This is a genomic window from Neisseria sp. HMSC078C12, assembly GCF_001838065.1.
Classification (GTDB): Bacteria; Pseudomonadota; Gammaproteobacteria; order Burkholderiales; family Neisseriaceae; genus Neisseria.
In genome coordinates this window covers 237,486-252,420 of sequence record NZ_KV835611.1, presented here as the reverse complement: position 1 = coordinate 252,420, position 14,935 = coordinate 237,486, and the positions used below count along the sequence as shown (strand labels likewise).

Annotated in this window: 15 protein-coding genes and 2 tRNA genes; 13 read left to right on the top strand and 4 right to left on the bottom strand. The window is 51.4% G+C overall.

Annotated features, from left to right (window positions below; translation table 11 throughout):
- The 4 genes from ftsN (at window position 1) to greB (ending at window position 3,906) form a co-directional block, all read left to right on the top strand.
- The gene (gene ftsN, locus HMPREF2596_RS07925; RefSeq protein ID WP_070850645.1) at window positions 1–1,146 is read left to right on the top strand and encodes a cell division protein FtsN; all 1,146 of its coding nucleotides are present in this window, start codon (window positions 1–3) and stop codon (window positions 1,144–1,146) included.
- Window positions 1,139–1,642, top strand: a complete 504-nt coding sequence (locus HMPREF2596_RS07920) for a CvpA family protein (RefSeq protein WP_070850644.1) — start codon at window positions 1,139–1,141, stop codon at window positions 1,640–1,642. Before ftsN ends, HMPREF2596_RS07920 begins: the two co-directional genes overlap by 8 nt.
- Before the next feature lie 153 nt (window positions 1,643–1,795).
- Window positions 1,796–3,340 (top strand): amidophosphoribosyltransferase, encoded by a 1,545-nt coding sequence (gene purF, locus HMPREF2596_RS07915; RefSeq protein ID WP_003747218.1) that lies wholly within the window; start codon window positions 1,796–1,798, stop codon window positions 3,338–3,340.
- Between the two features lie 74 nt (window positions 3,341–3,414).
- Complete coding sequence (greB, locus tag HMPREF2596_RS07910; protein WP_049322920.1) at window positions 3,415–3,906, top strand: transcription elongation factor GreB; 492 nt, start codon at window positions 3,415–3,417, stop codon at window positions 3,904–3,906.
- A 77-nt stretch (window positions 3,907–3,983) separates the two neighbouring features.
- Here the strand turns inward: greB and plsY are convergent, their stop codons facing one another.
- Entirely contained in the window at window positions 3,984–4,595 is a 612-nt protein-coding gene (plsY, locus tag HMPREF2596_RS07905; protein ID WP_070850643.1) for a glycerol-3-phosphate 1-O-acyltransferase PlsY, read from the bottom strand.
- Between the two features lie 57 nt (window positions 4,596–4,652).
- On the opposite strand from plsY, the gene folB reads away from it, so the two are divergent.
- Both folB and HMPREF2596_RS07895 read left to right on the top strand, forming a co-directional pair.
- Window positions 4,653–5,003 carry a dihydroneopterin aldolase gene (folB, locus tag HMPREF2596_RS07900; protein ID WP_070850642.1) on the top strand — a complete coding sequence of 117 codons (351 nt, stop codon included), beginning with the start codon at window positions 4,653–4,655 and terminating at the stop codon, window positions 5,001–5,003.
- A gap of 73 nt (window positions 5,004–5,076) precedes the next feature.
- Entirely contained in the window at window positions 5,077–5,613 is a 537-nt protein-coding gene (locus HMPREF2596_RS07895; protein ID WP_036490481.1) for an NUDIX hydrolase, read from the top strand.
- Window positions 5,614–5,683: 70 nt separating this feature from the next.
- Here the strand turns inward: HMPREF2596_RS07895 and HMPREF2596_RS07890 are convergent, their stop codons facing one another.
- Window positions 5,684–6,322, bottom strand: a complete 639-nt coding sequence (locus tag HMPREF2596_RS07890; RefSeq protein WP_070850641.1) for an alpha/beta hydrolase — start codon at window positions 6,320–6,322, stop codon at window positions 5,684–5,686.
- A gap of 41 nt (window positions 6,323–6,363) precedes the next feature.
- Entirely contained in the window at window positions 6,364–7,158 is a 795-nt protein-coding gene (locus HMPREF2596_RS07885) for a polyamine aminopropyltransferase (protein ID WP_070695507.1), read from the bottom strand.
- Window positions 7,159–7,374: 216 nt separating this feature from the next.
- On the opposite strand from HMPREF2596_RS07885, the gene HMPREF2596_RS07880 reads away from it, so the two are divergent.
- The 7 genes from HMPREF2596_RS07880 (at window position 7,375) to HMPREF2596_RS07850 (ending at window position 14,029) form a co-directional block, all read left to right on the top strand.
- Window positions 7,375–7,450: transfer RNA gene (locus HMPREF2596_RS07880), tRNA-Thr, on the top strand.
- Window positions 7,451–7,486: 36 nt separating this feature from the next.
- A tRNA-Thr gene (locus HMPREF2596_RS07875) sits at window positions 7,487–7,562 on the top strand.
- A gap of 129 nt (window positions 7,563–7,691) precedes the next feature.
- Window positions 7,692–8,483 (top strand): 3-methyl-2-oxobutanoate hydroxymethyltransferase, encoded by a 792-nt coding sequence (gene panB / locus HMPREF2596_RS07870; RefSeq protein ID WP_070850640.1) that lies wholly within the window; start codon window positions 7,692–7,694, stop codon window positions 8,481–8,483.
- 119 nt (window positions 8,484–8,602) lie between these two features.
- A complete protein-coding gene (gene panC / locus HMPREF2596_RS07865; RefSeq protein ID WP_070850639.1) occupies window positions 8,603–9,439 on the top strand; it encodes a pantoate--beta-alanine ligase in 837 nt (278 codons plus the stop codon).
- 184 nt (window positions 9,440–9,623) lie between these two features.
- A complete protein-coding gene (locus tag HMPREF2596_RS07860; RefSeq protein WP_283140412.1) occupies window positions 9,624–10,448 on the top strand; it encodes a DUF4424 family protein in 825 nt (274 codons plus the stop codon).
- A gap of 97 nt (window positions 10,449–10,545) precedes the next feature.
- Window positions 10,546–13,140, top strand: a complete 2,595-nt coding sequence (mutS, locus tag HMPREF2596_RS07855; RefSeq protein WP_070850638.1) for a DNA mismatch repair protein MutS — start codon at window positions 10,546–10,548, stop codon at window positions 13,138–13,140.
- 37 nt (window positions 13,141–13,177) lie between these two features.
- Window positions 13,178–14,029 (top strand): DUF5672 family protein, encoded by an 852-nt coding sequence (locus HMPREF2596_RS07850; protein WP_070850637.1) that lies wholly within the window; start codon window positions 13,178–13,180, stop codon window positions 14,027–14,029.
- A 43-nt stretch (window positions 14,030–14,072) separates the two neighbouring features.
- On the opposite strand, the gene HMPREF2596_RS07845 is transcribed toward HMPREF2596_RS07850, so the two are convergent.
- Window positions 14,073–14,906 carry a DUF4198 domain-containing protein gene (locus HMPREF2596_RS07845; protein ID WP_070837601.1) on the bottom strand — a complete coding sequence of 278 codons (834 nt, stop codon included), beginning with the start codon at window positions 14,904–14,906 and terminating at the stop codon, window positions 14,073–14,075.
- Window positions 14,907–14,935 lie beyond the last annotated feature (29 nt).

Genomic DNA, 14,935 nt, shown 5'->3' with positions numbered 1-14,935 from the left:
ATGTCCGACAATAAACAAAAAGAAACTCCAAACGGATACGATTTAGACGGTTACGAACAACTCAAACGCCGCAACCGCCGCCGCTTGGTTTTGGCCTCCGGCTTGGTGGTGGCTTCAGGTATGCTGTTCGGCCTGGCGCTGACATCGGGCGACGATAAAAATTCACCGTTTAAAGAAGCCCCTGTCGGTCAGACTCAAGTCAAAACGGCGGATGAGCCCAGCAAGGCTGTTGTCCTAGAGCCGAATAAAGAGGATGTCGCGATGGCTGAAGAGGCAGCCCGCCATGCGGATGCCGAAGCGCCAAATAAACCGCAAAATGCCGGCGATGAAGAAGACAATGCGCCGGTCGAAGTACTGAAGCCGAGCCGTGAATCTGCTCCCGAAGATGTCGGCGAGCCGTTGGTTTTGATTAATGATACTTTAGATGACGGCAATATTAAAGGTTTGGAAGAGTCCGAGCGTATTCAACGCGCCGAGGCTGCCAAACGCGAAGCTGCCGAACGCCGAGCCGAAGAACGCCGCCAACGTCAGGCAGAACAACGTGCTGCGGCACGCAAGGCACAAGCCCAACAGGAAGCGGATGAAAAAGAAAACGCATTGGCCGCTAAAAAACGCGCACTTCAAGCGCGTGCTGAAAAAGCAGAGCGTGAAGCCGCTGCCGAGCGCAATAAATTAGCTCAATTGGAAAAGGCAGAGAAAGCCATTGCCGAGCGTAAATCTGCCAAAAATAGCAAAGACAGCGTAAAAGACAAGGCCGAACCTGCTAAGAAAGCAGAAGCCAAAGTTGAAAAACCAAAAAATGAAAAGGCTAAACCGGAAACAGCCAAAGCTGAAAAAGCCGATAAGGTAAAAACTGCTGAGAAGCCGTCTGAAAAAGCCAAGCCTAAAGCCGAAAAAGAAACAGCAGAAGCCAAACCTGCGAAAAAAGCCGCTATTCAGGCTGGTTATGCTGAAAAAGAACGCGCACAAAGCCTGCAACGTAAAATGAAAGCGGCAGGTATCGATTCGACCATTACTGAAGTGATGACCGATAAAGGTAAGGTGTATCGCGTGAAATCAGCCAGTTATAAAAATGCACGCGATGCCGAGCGTGATTTGAACAAATTGCGTGTACATGGCATTGCCGGTCAGGTAACCAGTGAGTAATTTGCCTGTCGCCGATTTGTTGGCTGCCGCCGTCATCGTTATCTGCATCATTATCTCGCTGACGCGGGGGATTATTGCTGAAGCAGGGGCGATGGTGGCGTGGGTCGTGTCGTTTATTGTTGCCAGAACGCTTGCCGTGCCGTTTGCCGATGTGGTCTTTAAATCGGTTGAGCCGCATGCTTTGGCGGTTGCCATGGGTTTTGCCGCTGTGTTTTTTCTGGCATGGCTGTTGCAAAAACTGGCACGGTCGCTGTTAAGCAGTTTGGTGTCTGCCGTTGGTCTGGGAAGCATCAACCGTTTGCTTGGCGGCGTATTCGGTGCAGTGAAAGGTGTGATTTTGGTAACACTGGCTGTGATGGTTTTTTCGCATACCGATTTGCCGAAGACGGAAGAGTGGCAAAGTTCCCATACGATTCCGTATTTTGAATCACTTGCCGATGCCGCAATGCCGTATCTGCCGGGAAAAGAAGATACGCATGAGGAAGCGGATGATTAATGTTAACGGTTTCAGACGGCCTGAAGGTCGTTTGAAACCGTTTTTTATTTGTCTGAAGGTAGCATTATATTGTCAACAATTTGGGCAAACTCCTCTAAATTATTTTATAATGACGCCTTACCCATTTAACCCTAAAACTCGGAGAGTCTCGATATGTGTGGTGTATTAGGTTTGGTCAGTCATGAGCCGGTCAATCAGCTGCTGTATGATGGTCTGCAGATGCTACAGCATCGTGGTCAGGATGCGGCAGGCATTGTGACTGCAGAGGGTAGCACGTTTCATATGCACAAAGGCAAAGGCATGGTGCGTGAAGTGTTCCGTACCCGAAACATGCGCGACTTGGTAGGTAATGCCGGCATCGCACATGTCCGCTATCCGACTGCCGGCAATGCAGGCAGCAGCGCAGAGGCTCAGCCTTTCTATGTCAGCTCTCCGTTTGGTATCGTTTTGGCACATAATGGCAATCTGACCAATACCGAAGAGCTGTATGAGAATGTATGCAACAAACACCTGCGCCATGTTAATACCAGCTCAGATTCCGAAGTATTACTCAATGTATTCGCGCATGAATTGCGCCGCGAAGTCTCTAAAAATACAGTTCCTTACCAACTCACCATCGACAATATTTTCAACGCTGTTTCCGAAGTACACCGTTTGGTGCGCGGCGCATACGGCGTAGTAGCCATGATTGCAGGATACGGCATGCTGGCTTTCCGAGATCCTTTCGGTATCCGTCCGTTGGTTTTGGGTTCGCAAATTGACGAATCCGGCAAAAAATCTTATGCCGTTGCCTCCGAATCCGTTGCCTTCAATGCGCTTGCCTATGATTTGGAACGCGATATTCAGCCGGGCGAAGCCGTATTTATTGGTTTTGACGGTACGATTATTTCCCGTCAATGCAGCGATAAAGCCAAATTAAGCCCTTGTCTTTTCGAATATGTTTATTTTGCCCGCCCAGACTCTGTCATCGATGGCGTTTCCGTTTATCAGTCCCGTATGGATATGGGTGTATCTTTGGCAGAAAAAATCAAACGCGAGCTGCCGGTCGATGATATCGATGTTGTTATGCCTATTCCCGATACCAGCCGACCCAGCGCGATGGAGCTTGCCGTCCATCTCGAAAAACCTTACCGCGAAGGTCTGATTAAAAACCGCTACATCGGCCGCACCTTTATTATGCCCGGCCAGGCAACACGCAAAAAATCAGTACGACAAAAACTCAGCCCGATGGAAACCGAGTTTAACGGCAAGAGCGTTTTATTGGTGGATGACTCCATTGTGCGCGGTACGACCAGCCGTGAAATCGTCGAAATGGTACGCGCTGCAGGCGCACGCAAAGTTTACATTGCTTCTGCTGCTCCCGAAGTGCGCTATCCGAATGTGTACGGCATCGATATGCCGACCCGTGAAGAACTGATTGCAAACGGTCGCAGCGCAGCAGAAATCGCAGCCGAAATTGGCGCGGACGGTATCGTCTTCCAAAACTTAGAAGACTTGGAAGCAGTAGTCAAAGCACTCAATCCAAAAATCGAATCCTTTGATTCTTCATGCTTCAACGGTGTTTATCAAACCGGCGATATCGACGAAGCATACCTAAACCGCCTCTCCGCCGAAAAATCAGGTTGCGGCGGCTTGAAAGTACATCCAAGCAAAATGGAACACAGCATCAGTATCAGCGATAGCGATGATGAAGAATAAAGTAAATTGACTTACAATAAAGGCCGTCTGAAAATTAACGTTCAGGCGGCCTTTAATTATGTTTTAAACACATCATGAGTACCGAAACCAAAAATTACATCACGCCTACCGGCTGGCAGGCATTGAAAGACGAACTTTATCATCTGGTCAACAAAGAACGCCCGGAAATCGTCCAAATCGTTAACTGGGCGGCAAGCAATGGCGACCGCAGCGAAAATGGCGACTATCTTTACGGCAAACGCCGCATGCGCGAAATTGACCGCCGTATCCGCTTCCTAACCAAACGCTTGGAAGCCGCCGTCGTCGTCGATCCAGAAGCGCGCGAAGCCACGGACCAGATTTTCTTCGGTGCAACCGTTGGCTTACTGCGCGGAGACGGTCGAGAACAAACCGTCAAAATCGTCGGCGTAGATGAAATCGATACCGCTAAAAACAAAATCTCATGGATTTCCCCTTTGGCACGCAGCCTGATTAAAGCGCGCGAAGGCGACGAAGTTGTCTTGAATACGCCGGAAGGGCAGGAGGTTATAGAGATTTTGTCGGTAGAGTATATTAAGATTGAATGATTATGTGTGAATAAAAGCTATTAAGGCCGTCTGAAAAATAGACTTCAGACGGCCTTTTATTGATTGTATCTACGCTTTTAAGATTTTCCGGCTTTATCTCCGATTTTGCTTTCTTTGCCTTGAAGCAGGTTTTGAATATTGCTTTTATGGCGGTATAACACCAATGCGGCAATGAATACGGTTGCCCATGCCCAAGAGGCGTGCGGCATCATGAAGAAGGCGAAGATGGGTGCGCAGACGGTGGCGACCAGTGCGGCGAGGGAGGAAACTTTGAAACCGAACGCCATGACCAGCCAAATCAAGGCGCAGAGCAGGGCGGTTGCGGGAGAGAGGGCGAGCAAGACGCCCAATGCGGTAGCTACACCTTTGCCGCCTTTAAAATTGAAAAATATTGGCCACATATGACCGACCAATGCGGAGATGGCAACCAGGGCTATTGTTGCATCCGACAAATCTAAAGCATTTTGCAGACAGCGCGCCAAGATGACAGCAACCAAGCCTTTTACTGCATCGCCGAGCAAAGTTAATGCGGCTGCTTTTTTCTTACCGCTGCGCAAGACGTTGGTGGCGCCGGGGTTGCCGGAGCCGTAAGTGCGCGGATCGTCCATGCCGTAATATTTTGATACGATGACGGCAAAAGACAGGGAGCCGATAAGATAGGCGGCAATAATGGCAAGTACATTGAACATTTTGGGTGCTTTACTTAAAATGGGAATGGTTATTCTATCAAAAAAACGGACAGGCAAATGGATAAAATCTTTTTGTACGGCATGAAAGCCGATACTTTAATCGGCGTATATGATTGGGAACGCGAGCGTAAACAGACTTTGATTTTGGATTTGGAAATCAGTGTTCCTGAGCGTACGGGCACGAGCGACGATATTGGCGACACCATCCATTATGGTGAAGTATGTGAAGTTGTACGCCGCAGCCTTGCTGAACAGGATTTTTTACTGCTGGAAACGTTGGCGGAACATATCGCCCAATTGATTTTAAATGATTTTGGTGCGGCCAAAGTGCGCGTCCGTATTGTGAAACCGGGCATCTTGCCTGATGTGGCGCAGGTTGGTATTGAGATTGAACGTGTTCGGGAGTAAGGCTTATCTATGCCGTCTGAAAAAGGATTTCAGACGGCCTTTAATATTCAATAAATTGGAAATGAGGTAAAAAATGGATTTGAAAGAAACTAAATTAAGCAGCGAGCCAATCTACGAAGGTTCTTTTGTTACCATCAGCCGCGATCGGGTGCGCCTGCCCAACGGCAATGAAAGCCAACGGGTTGTGATCCGCCATCCGGGTGCTGCGTGTGTGTTGGCGGAAACGGAAGACGGCAAAGTTGTTTTGGTGCGCCAGTGGCGTTATGCCGCTGATCAGGCAACGTTGGAATTGCCGGCGGGTAAATTGGATATTGCAGGCGAAGATCCTGCCGAATGCGCTTTGCGTGAGTTGGCGGAAGAAACGCCATACGTTGCCGATAGTGTTAAATTGTTGTACAGCTTTTACACGGCAGTCGGTTTTTGTGATGAGAAAATGTATCTCTACCAAGCGCAAGGCGTGCGTCTGGGCAGCGAGTTGAGCAATGATGAAGATGAAATTACTGAAACCGTCTTGATGAGCAAGGAAGAGGTGCGCGCTGCATTGGCAAACGATGAAATCAAAGATGGTAAGACTTTGATTGGTTTGCAGTATTGGTTGACTCAGAATTGATATGTTAAGATACAAACAAGGCCGTCTGAAAAAGCTTTCAGACGGCCTTGTTTTATTTTGTAGCCGGATTTTAACCTAATAAAGCCGGTGCGAACCGTGTGATCGTATCGCGCAAAACGATGAGTTTGCCGTGGAAAAAGTGGGACGAACCGGCAATGGTCACAACAGGCAGGCCTTGGGGTTCTGCCCATGTCAGGGCTTTGTTGATTTCGACGACTTCGTCTTCCGCGCCATGGATCATCAATGTTTTGGCGACATCGGGAACGTCGGATGGTTCCGGGCGGTCTTTGTAGTGATGGACGGCTGCGCCCATCAGCAACAGCAAATCAGGTGTGCGTTCTTGGGCGGCAAAGGTGGAAACGTAGCCGCCGAATGAGAAGCCGGCCAGGGCGAATTGCGGTGCGCCTGGATGTTGCGCGCGGGCGTAGTCGATAACGGCAATACAGTCTTGCGTTTCGCCGCGGCCGTAGTCGTGTTCGCCTTCGCTATTGCCTACGCCGCGCAAATTGGGCAGGTAGCAATGGAAGCCGAGTTGGCTGAGGGTTTTGGCGGCAGTTTGGATGACTTTGTTGGTGTTGGTGCCGCCTTGTAGGGGATTGGGGTGGTTGATGACGGCGACGCCGCGGGCGGATTCTTGTGTGCTTGGCAGGTAGATGGTTTCCAGCAAACCGGCCGGGCCGGGGATTTGAATGATGTCGGGTTTGAGCATGAGTGTGTCCTTGTTTGTTTTTTCAGACGGCCTGAAGCGGTTTACAGATAAAAATTCTTGCCGTTGTTTTGATTGTTGGCTTTCAAATCAGCAAGCATCCGTTTGAAGTCCAAGCCGTATTTTTCGCTTAATTTTTCGGCGCGTTTTTTCAGGTTGTCGAGATTTTGTTCTTTAGGGCTGCTTTGGAAGGCCATGACCGCTACGTTGCCGTGGCTCTCGGCCGGCAGTTCGAGCACACGGCCGTCAAAGACGTTGAGCAGGCGTTCGACAAAACGTTGGTAACGCTGGTCGCCGCTCCACCAGTTGGTCACAAATACGCCGTCGGGGGAAAGGGCATTGCGGCAGTCTTGGAAGAAGGGTTCTTCCACTAAAGCATCGATAATCTGTTCGCCGTCAAAACCATCTACCAAAATTACATCGGTATTGTGGCGGAACACTTTAATATATTCCGCGCCATCTGCCTCGATAATTTCAAAATTTTCGCCTTCGTGCGGCAATTCAAACAGGCTGCGCGCCACGGCGATGACTTGCGGATTGATGTCCACGGCGGTTTGCTTGGTATCGGGTAGGTAGCTGTCTATCCAACGGGCAAACGAGCCGCCGCCCAAGCCGATTTGGGTGATGTGTTTGGGCGGGGTTTCTGCAAACAGCAGCCAACCCATCATGGCGCGGCTGTACGACAACACCAGCTCGGACGGATGATCGACATTCATGGAGCTTTGGATGGTGTCGCTGCCCAAGTGCAGGGAACGGATATTGCCTTCTTCGGAAATGCCGACTTCGGGCAGATGGGATTTGGCAGGGCGCAGGCGGCGGTAAGGATGGCGGGGCGGCATGGGCAAAGACGGAAAGATGTAGAAGGCGTTATTTTAACAGAAACCATGATGTTTTGCGCTGGGGCGGTTTTCAGACGGCCTTTGAATGTGTTGGGTTGGAAGATAAGGCATGTATTTAATTTTCTTTAAAATCATTGGTTTTTATAATTTCATGAGTAACTTTGTTTTAAAATGCTTGCCAAGATGGGAACTTATCGGCATAATGCCGACTTCCTTGCCGGTATAGCTCAGTTGGTAGAGCACCTGACTTGTAATCAGGGGGTCCCGAGTTCGACTCTTGGTGCCGGCACCAGTTAAAGACTGATGGTGCTGCAAGGCATTTCAGTAAGCCGGTATAGCTCAGTTGGTAGAGCACCTGACTTGTAATCAGGGGGTCCCGAGTTCGACTCTTGGTGCCGGCACCAATTAAAAGCCCGATTGTGAAAGCAGTCGGGCTTTTTGCTTATGCTTTGATATTTTAAAAGCAGACCTTATAATACCGCGTTTCCATTTATAACAAAGGGCTGCCCGTCGGGCGGAACACACAAAACACCATGATTACCGTAAACACTTTGCAAAAAATGAAAGCAGAGGGCGAGAAAATCGCCATGCTGACCGCTTACGAATCCAGCTTTGCCGCACTGATGGACAATGCCGGCGTAGATGTATTGCTGGTCGGCGATTCTTTGGGCATGGCGGTGCAAGGTCGTCAGTCCACTTTGCCGGTGAGCTTGCAGGATATGTGCTACCACACTGAATGCGTGGCTCGCGGCACTCAAAATGCCATGATTGTCAGCGATTTGCCGTTTGGCGCGTATCAGCAGAGCAAAGAGCAGGCATTTGCGGCGGCGGCCGAATTGATGGAGGCCGGCGCGCATATGGTCAAACTCGAAGGTGGCGTCTGGATGGCGGAGACCACTGAATTTCTGCAAATGCGCGGCATTCCTGTTTGCGCGCACATCGGCCTGACCCCGCAATCCGTGTTTGCATTCGGCGGCTATAAAGTTCAAGGCCGCGGCGATAAGGCGGAAGCGTTGCTCAACGATGCCAAAGCGCATGATGCGGCAGGTGCGGCAATTGTATTGATGGAGTGCGTTCCTGCGGAATTGGCGAAAAAAGTGACCGAGACCGTTTCTTGCCCGACCATCGGTATTGGCGCAGGCGTGGATTGCGACGGTCAGGTTTTGGTGATGCACGATATGCTCGGCATTTTCCCCGGTAAAACCGCCAAATTCGTGAAGAACTTTATGCAGGGCAAAGACAGCGTTCAAGCTGCGGTCAAAGCCTATGTAGACGAAGTTAAAGCAAAAACGTTCCCGTCTGTCGAACATACGTTTGCCGGATAAAATAAACTCCAGGCCGTCTGAAACTTATTTCAGACGGCCTTTTTAATGAATAAAAGCGTATAATCGGCGCGTGATTTCCGTTGATGAAACGGCGGAAAAGATAAAGGATTTTTCAAACCATGCAAATCATTCATACGATTAAAGAATTGCGCGAGTGGCGCAAAACTGCCGGAAAAGTGGCATTTGTGCCGACCATGGGCAATCTGCACGAAGGCCATCTTGCGCTGGTGCGCGAAGCGAAAAAACGTGCCGATAACATTGTGGTCAGTATTTTTGTCAACCGTCTGCAATTTGGACAAGGCGAAGATTTCGACAAATATCCGCGCACCTTGCAGCAAGATGCCGACAAATTGGCAGGCGAGGGCGTTGCCGTCGTGTTCGCGCCTGATGAAAAAGAGCTGTATCCGAATGTAGAACAGCGTTTCAATGTCGAGCCTCCGCACCTGCAAAACGAATTGTGCGGCAAATTCCGCCCGGGCCATTTCCGCGGCGTTGCGACCGTTGTGACCAAGTTGTTCAACATCGTTCAACCCGATACCGCCTGTTTCGGCAAAAAAGACTATCAGCAGCTGGCGATTATCAAAGGCTTTGTCGAAGACTTAAATTTCAATATCGAAATTATCCCGGTCGATACCGGCCGCGCTTCAGACGGCCTGGCACTTTCCAGCCGCAACCAATATTTGAGCGAAGCAGAGCGCGCAGAAGCGCCACGCCTCTATCAAGAGTTGCAAAACATTGCCGCCGCCTTGAAAAACGGCAATCTGGATTACGCCCAGCTTGAGGCTGAATGTATCCGCCGTTTGAGCGATACCGGCTGGGTGGTTGATTACGTTGAAATCCGCCATGCACACAGCTTGGCAGTAGCTCATGTCGGCGATAAAGAATTGGTGGTGCTTGCCGCCGCTCGTTTGGGTACCACGCGCCTGATTGATAATTTGGAAGTGGCTTTGGCTTAAAACCAAGCTGCTGTTAAAGGCCGTCTGAAACCTGTTTTTCAGACGGCCTGTTTCAAAGGGGTTAAATCATGAAACAAAAAGCTTTAATCTTGCTCCTTCTGCTGACTGGGGCTGCTCATGCCAATGACAGTATGGGTACGGTCAGCCAAGCGGCATCAAATATCTGAAAAATCCGCATATCGATATGCAGAGCGAAGATTTGCACATCAGCGAAAAGCAAATCCGCGTACATTACAAGTTTAAAAATACTACAGCGCAAGACATTACCGAGACGGTTCTTTTTCCTTTGCCCATCGTTCCTGCGGTCACAGTTTCCGACTTTGCCGACACCAAAGGCTTGGTGAACAGCTTCCGAATTTACGCCGACGGCAAACCTGTCCGCCCGCAAGCCCACGTCCGCGCCTATTTTGAACGGCGTAACGGCTCGCTGGTGGACGTGACCGCCGATTTGAAAAAATGCGGTTTGAGCGATCAGGAACTGATGCACCCTTGGACGAAAAAGCAAGACGGTGAAAAAATCGACAGCAAAATCGGAGCCTGCCGCTCCGCCAAAGTCCAATCCATGCTGTCCAAACAGACGGATGAACTGTCCTATTGGTCGTCGCAGATTATTTACAGCTGGAAGCAAACCTTCAAAGCCGGCAGCGTCACCGAAATCAAACACCAATACACCCCGCTGGTCGGCGGCAGCTTCCTGCCTTCGCTTAAAGCCAAAGACAGCAAAGCATTCATAGATGAGTACTGCATGGATGAAAACTTCCTTAAAAACTTTAAAACTGTGGAAGGAGGTTCAAAGGTTTATCACTATTTGGGCTATGTCTTGACCACAGGTGCCAACTGGGCAAAACCCATCGGTAAATTCACGTTGACCATAGACCGCGAGCCCAATACCGTGATTTCGCTTTGTTGGGACAAATCCTTGCGCAAAGTAGGGCCGAACCGCTTCCAAGCAGTCAAAGAAAATTTCCTGCCGAAGAAAGACTTGGACATTATTTTCGTTTATGACTAATCTTATTCGGCATATATAAAAGGTCGTCTGAAAGCTTATTTAGGTTTTCAGACGGCCTTTTGTTACAATAACGCTTTTGCGTTTCTAAGGTTTTTCCATGTCCAAACCCACTGTTTCCCCGATGATGCAGCAGTATCTCGACATCAAATCGCAGCACGCCGACAAGCTGGTGTTTTACCGCATGGGCGATTTTTACGAGTTGTTTTTGGATGACGCGGTGGAAGCGGCGAAGCTGTTGGACATCACCCTGACCACGCGCGGGCAGATGGACGGCGTGCCGATTAAGATGGCGGGCGTGCCATTTCACGCGGCGGAGCAGCATCTGGCGCGGCTGGTGAAGATGGGAAAAAGCGTGGCGGTGTGCGAGCAGGTGGGCGAAGTCGGCGCGGGCAAAGGGCCGGTGGAGCGCAAAGTCGTTCGCATTGTGACGCCCGGCACGCTGACCGACGCGGCGTTTTTGGAAGACAAGGAAACCAACCGCATCGCGGCGGTGAACGCGGATAAAAAACACATCGCCATCGCGTGGGCATCTTTGCAAAGCGGCGAATTCAAAACCAAGCTGACGACGGCGGACAAGCTCGCAGACGAGCTGGCGCGTTTGCAGGCGGCGGAAATCCTGTTGCCCGAAGGCAAAAGCCTGCCTGACGGTTTTCATGCAACTTCTGCCAACATCACGCGCCTGAACTCGTGGCAGTTTGCCGCCGATGCAGGCGCGAAATTGTTGACCGAATACTTCGGCTGCCAAGACCTGCACGGCTTCGGTTTGGACGGCAAGGAACACGAAGCCGCCGTCGGCGCGGCGGGCGCGCTGCTGAACTACATCCGCCTGACGCAAAACCTGATGCCGCAACACTTAGACGGCATTTCACTCGAAACCGACAGCCAATATATCGGCATGGACGCCGCCACGCGCCGCAATCTCGAAATCACGCAAACCCTCTCCGGCAAAAAATCGCCGACCCTGTTTTCCATACTCGACGGCTGCGCCACCCACATGGGCAGCCGCCTCTTGGCACTCTGGCTGCACCACCCCTTACGCAGCCGCGCCCACATCCGCGCCCGCCAAGAAGCCGTTGCCGCGTTGGGTTCGCAATACGAAACCCTGCAAGGCCGTCTGAAAAACATCGCGGACATCGAACGCATCGCCGCCCGCATCGCCGTCGGCAACGCCCGCCCGCGCGACCTCGCCGCCCTGCGCGACAGCCTGTTTGCCCTGTCCGAAATCGAACTGTCCGCCGAGGGCAGCAGTCTCTTAGAAACCCTCAAAGCCGTTTTCCCCGAAACCCTGCCCGTCGCCGAAACCCTCAAAGCCGCCGTGATGCCCGAACCCGCCGTCTGGCTCAAAGACGGCGGCGTCATCAACCAAGGCTATTCGGCAGAACTTGACGAACTGCGCCACATCCAAAACCACGGCGACGAATTTCTGCTCGACCTCGAAGCGCGCGAACGCGAACGCACCGGCCTCTCCACCCTCAAAGTCGAGTTCAACCGCGTCCACGGCTTCTACATCGAGTTATCCAAAGTCCAGGCCGAGCAAGCCCCCGCCAACTACCAACGCCGCCAGACCCTAAAAAACGCCGAACGCTTCATCACCCCCGAACTCAAAACTTTCGAAGACAAAGTCCTGACCGCGCAAGAACAGGCATTGGCATTGGAAAAACGCCTGTTTGAAGCCCTGTTGAAAGAAGTTCAGACGGCCTTGCCGCAGCTTCAAAAAGCCGCCAAAGCCGCCGCTGCGCTGGACGTACTTTCCACCTTTGCCGCCACCGCCGCCGAACGCGGCTTCGTTTGTCCTGAGTTCGCCGACTACCCCATTATCCATATCGAAAATGGCCGCCATCCCGTCGTCGAGCAACAAGTGCGCCACTTCACCGCCAACCACACCCGCCTCGACCACAAACACCGCCTTATGCTTTTAACCGGCCCCAATATGGGCGGTAAATCCACTTATATGCGCCAAGTTGCCCACATCGTCCTCATGGCGCACACCGGCAGCTTCGTGCCTGCCGATTCAGCCCAAATCGGACCCATCGACCAAATCTTCACCCGCATCGGCGCATCCGACGATCTCGCCTCCAACCGCTCCACCTTCATGGTCGAAATGAGCGAAACCGCCTACATCCTCCACCACGCCACCGACCAATCCCTCGTCCTCATGGACGAAGTCGGACGCGGCACCTCCACCTTCGACGGCCTCGCCCTCGCGCACGCCATCGCCGAACACCTGCTGCAAAAAAACAAATCCTTCAGCCTCTTCGCCACCCACTATTTCGAGCTGACCCGCCTGCCTGAAGCCCACGCAACGGCAGTCAATATGCATCTTTCCGCACTCGAACAAGGACAAGACATCGTCTTCCTCCACCACATCGAACCCGGCCCCGCCAGCAAAAGCTACGGCATCGCCGTCGCCAAACTCGCAGGCTTGCCCAACCGCGCCCTCAAAGCCGCCCAAAAACATCTGGACGAACTTGAAGCCCAAGCCGCCGCCAACCGTCCGCAGTTGGACATTTTCAGCGCCATGCCGTCTGAAAATAGAGTGGGTGAGGAAGAGCCGGACATTGAACCGGTTTGCCATGCCCAGACCGATGAGTTGGCCGAAGCGTTGGCGCAAATCCAGCCCGACAACCTCACGCCGCGCGAAGCCTTAGATGCCTTGTACCGTTTGAAAGAAATCTGCAACAAGGTGTCGTAAATAACTCAAAGGCCGTCTGAAACAGGAGAAACATATAATGAGTTTTGCTGACATTACCGTGGTGGGTATTACCGGCGCAGATTCTTATACCGAGGGTACGATGTACGCCGTTGCCCGCAGCTGCGCCGAATTGCCTGGAAGCCGCGGATTGCTAATCAGCCCAAGCCGTCCGCAAGGTTTGCCGGAAAATATCCTGCATCAGCCTTGCCGGCCATTCGGTTATCTGGAATACAATCTGTTTGTTTTGTACCAACTGATGTATTACATCGAAACCGATTATTGTTTGATTGTTCAAAATGACGGCTGGGTGTTGAACGGTCAAAACTGGCAGGATGCCTATCGGGAATATGACTACATCGGCGCACCTTTGCCGATTTTGTTGGAAACCGAACCCGACGGGCAGTTTTTCCTGAAGGGGACCGACCAATATTTGGCCAAACAGCATCTGATTCAGAATTCTTCGAATTTGGACGAGCCGCAGAACGGCGGTTTCAGCCTGCGCAGCAAGCGGCTTTTAACCATGCCTCGGCAACTGGGTTTAAATGTAGAAATCCGGCCGCCTTTGCCGCCGAAAGACGGAAAAATTGCCGGTATGGAATGGCTGGTGCGGCTGCACCACGAAGATATGTTTTTGACGGCGCAACACCGTTATACATTGCAGGACTTGGGTTTGAAATTTGCGCCTCCGAATATTGCAACGCAATTTTCTTCAGAAGTACCGTTTATCAATCGAATGAGGAATGTCCCTTTAGAGCGCGTCTTTGGGGCGCACTGGATGGGCAGTGTGGTCTTGACTGGCTGCAACCGTGTCCGTTTTGCCCAATTAAATGGTGATGAGTTGGAAACATTATCCCGTTTTTTTAGAAATTTGGGTTATGAATTAGAATAAATAAAGGCCGTCTGAAAGTTCAGACGGCCTTTTTTAATGGCTGTTAATGATGATGGTGGGCATGGCGTGCAGCCGCGCGTTTGGTACCGACAGGCACAATCAGCGTTGCGTAAGTATTGTCTTTCTGACATACGCTTTTATCGCCGTAATCGGTCTCGTTCACCACTTTGATTTTCCACAAACCGTCAATCAGCGTAATCACATTGACCACGCCGTTTTTATCGGTTTTGCCGGAGAAGCCTTGAGGCTCACGGTGGTCATGAGTTGATTCCAAGTCCATTTCGGCCAAAGTGTCGGAGCTGGCGGTAACAGTGGCTTTAACCAAAGGCTCGCCTTTGTACAGGACTTTGACCGGCAAAATACCGCCGGCTTTGACTGCGTTCGGATTTTTCAGCGGAACCAGTTCCAGCTCTTGGCCGATAGGGCGGGTCAATACCGCTTCATCGACTGCGCCGTTGCCCACTTGGACGAAACTCTTGCCGAACATTTGCGATTGTTCGCAATAGGTGGCACCGGCCAGCTGTTTCAAGGTTTGCTGTTTCCAGCCGTCTTGGTTTTTCGACCAGAAAGTCGGTTGGTAGGTCGCGCTGACCCAGTAGGAGCCTGCGGGCAGGGCGGCTTTGGAAACGTATTGATAGTTTTCGCCCTTATTTACCAAATCAACGGTTTTCTTTGAGCTGTCGGTCAATTGCAGCGGTTTGAAAATATGCACGCGGTCGTCGGCGATTTTTTCGACATTGGGGAAGTCGTGGCTGTAACCCAAATCCGCATGCAGGATTTTGCCGGCAGGCTGATGTGCCGGTGCGGCCACCCAAACATCGTGCGCCTGCGCCGCTGCGCCCAATCCCAGCAATCCTAAAAGCATCCACTGTTTCATCGTTTCTACACTCCATCTTTCTATTATTG

Excerpts from the sequence above, each read along its gene's own strand:
- HMPREF2596_RS07885 (WP_070695507.1), bottom strand. The coding sequence starts at position 7,158 with ATGCCGCCCCGCCATCCTTACCGCCGCCTGCGCCCTGCCAAATCCCAT.
- folB (WP_070850642.1), top strand. The coding sequence starts at position 4,653 with ATGGATAAAATCTTTTTGTACGGCATGAAAGCCGATACTTTAATCGGC.
- HMPREF2596_RS07890 (WP_070850641.1), bottom strand. The coding sequence starts at position 6,322 with ATGCTCAAACCCGACATCATTCAAATCCCCGGCCCGGCCGGTTTGCTG.
- mutS (WP_070850638.1), top strand. The coding sequence starts at position 10,546 with ATGTCCAAACCCACTGTTTCCCCGATGATGCAGCAGTATCTCGACATC.
- plsY (WP_070850643.1), bottom strand. The coding sequence starts at position 4,595 with ATGTTCAATGTACTTGCCATTATTGCCGCCTATCTTATCGGCTCCCTG.
- ftsN (WP_070850645.1), top strand. The coding sequence starts at position 1 with ATGTCCGACAATAAACAAAAAGAAACTCCAAACGGATACGATTTAGAC.
- panC (WP_070850639.1), top strand. The coding sequence starts at position 8,603 with ATGCAAATCATTCATACGATTAAAGAATTGCGCGAGTGGCGCAAAACT.
- purF (WP_003747218.1), top strand. The coding sequence starts at position 1,796 with ATGTGTGGTGTATTAGGTTTGGTCAGTCATGAGCCGGTCAATCAGCTG.
- greB (WP_049322920.1), top strand. The coding sequence starts at position 3,415 with ATGAGTACCGAAACCAAAAATTACATCACGCCTACCGGCTGGCAGGCA.
- HMPREF2596_RS07895 (WP_036490481.1), top strand. The coding sequence starts at position 5,077 with ATGGATTTGAAAGAAACTAAATTAAGCAGCGAGCCAATCTACGAAGGT.
- panB (WP_070850640.1), top strand. The coding sequence starts at position 7,692 with ATGATTACCGTAAACACTTTGCAAAAAATGAAAGCAGAGGGCGAGAAA.
- HMPREF2596_RS07850 (WP_070850637.1), top strand. The coding sequence starts at position 13,178 with ATGAGTTTTGCTGACATTACCGTGGTGGGTATTACCGGCGCAGATTCT.
- HMPREF2596_RS07860 (WP_283140412.1), top strand. The coding sequence starts at position 9,624 with ATGCAGAGCGAAGATTTGCACATCAGCGAAAAGCAAATCCGCGTACAT.
- HMPREF2596_RS07845 (WP_070837601.1), bottom strand. The coding sequence starts at position 14,906 with ATGAAACAGTGGATGCTTTTAGGATTGCTGGGATTGGGCGCAGCGGCG.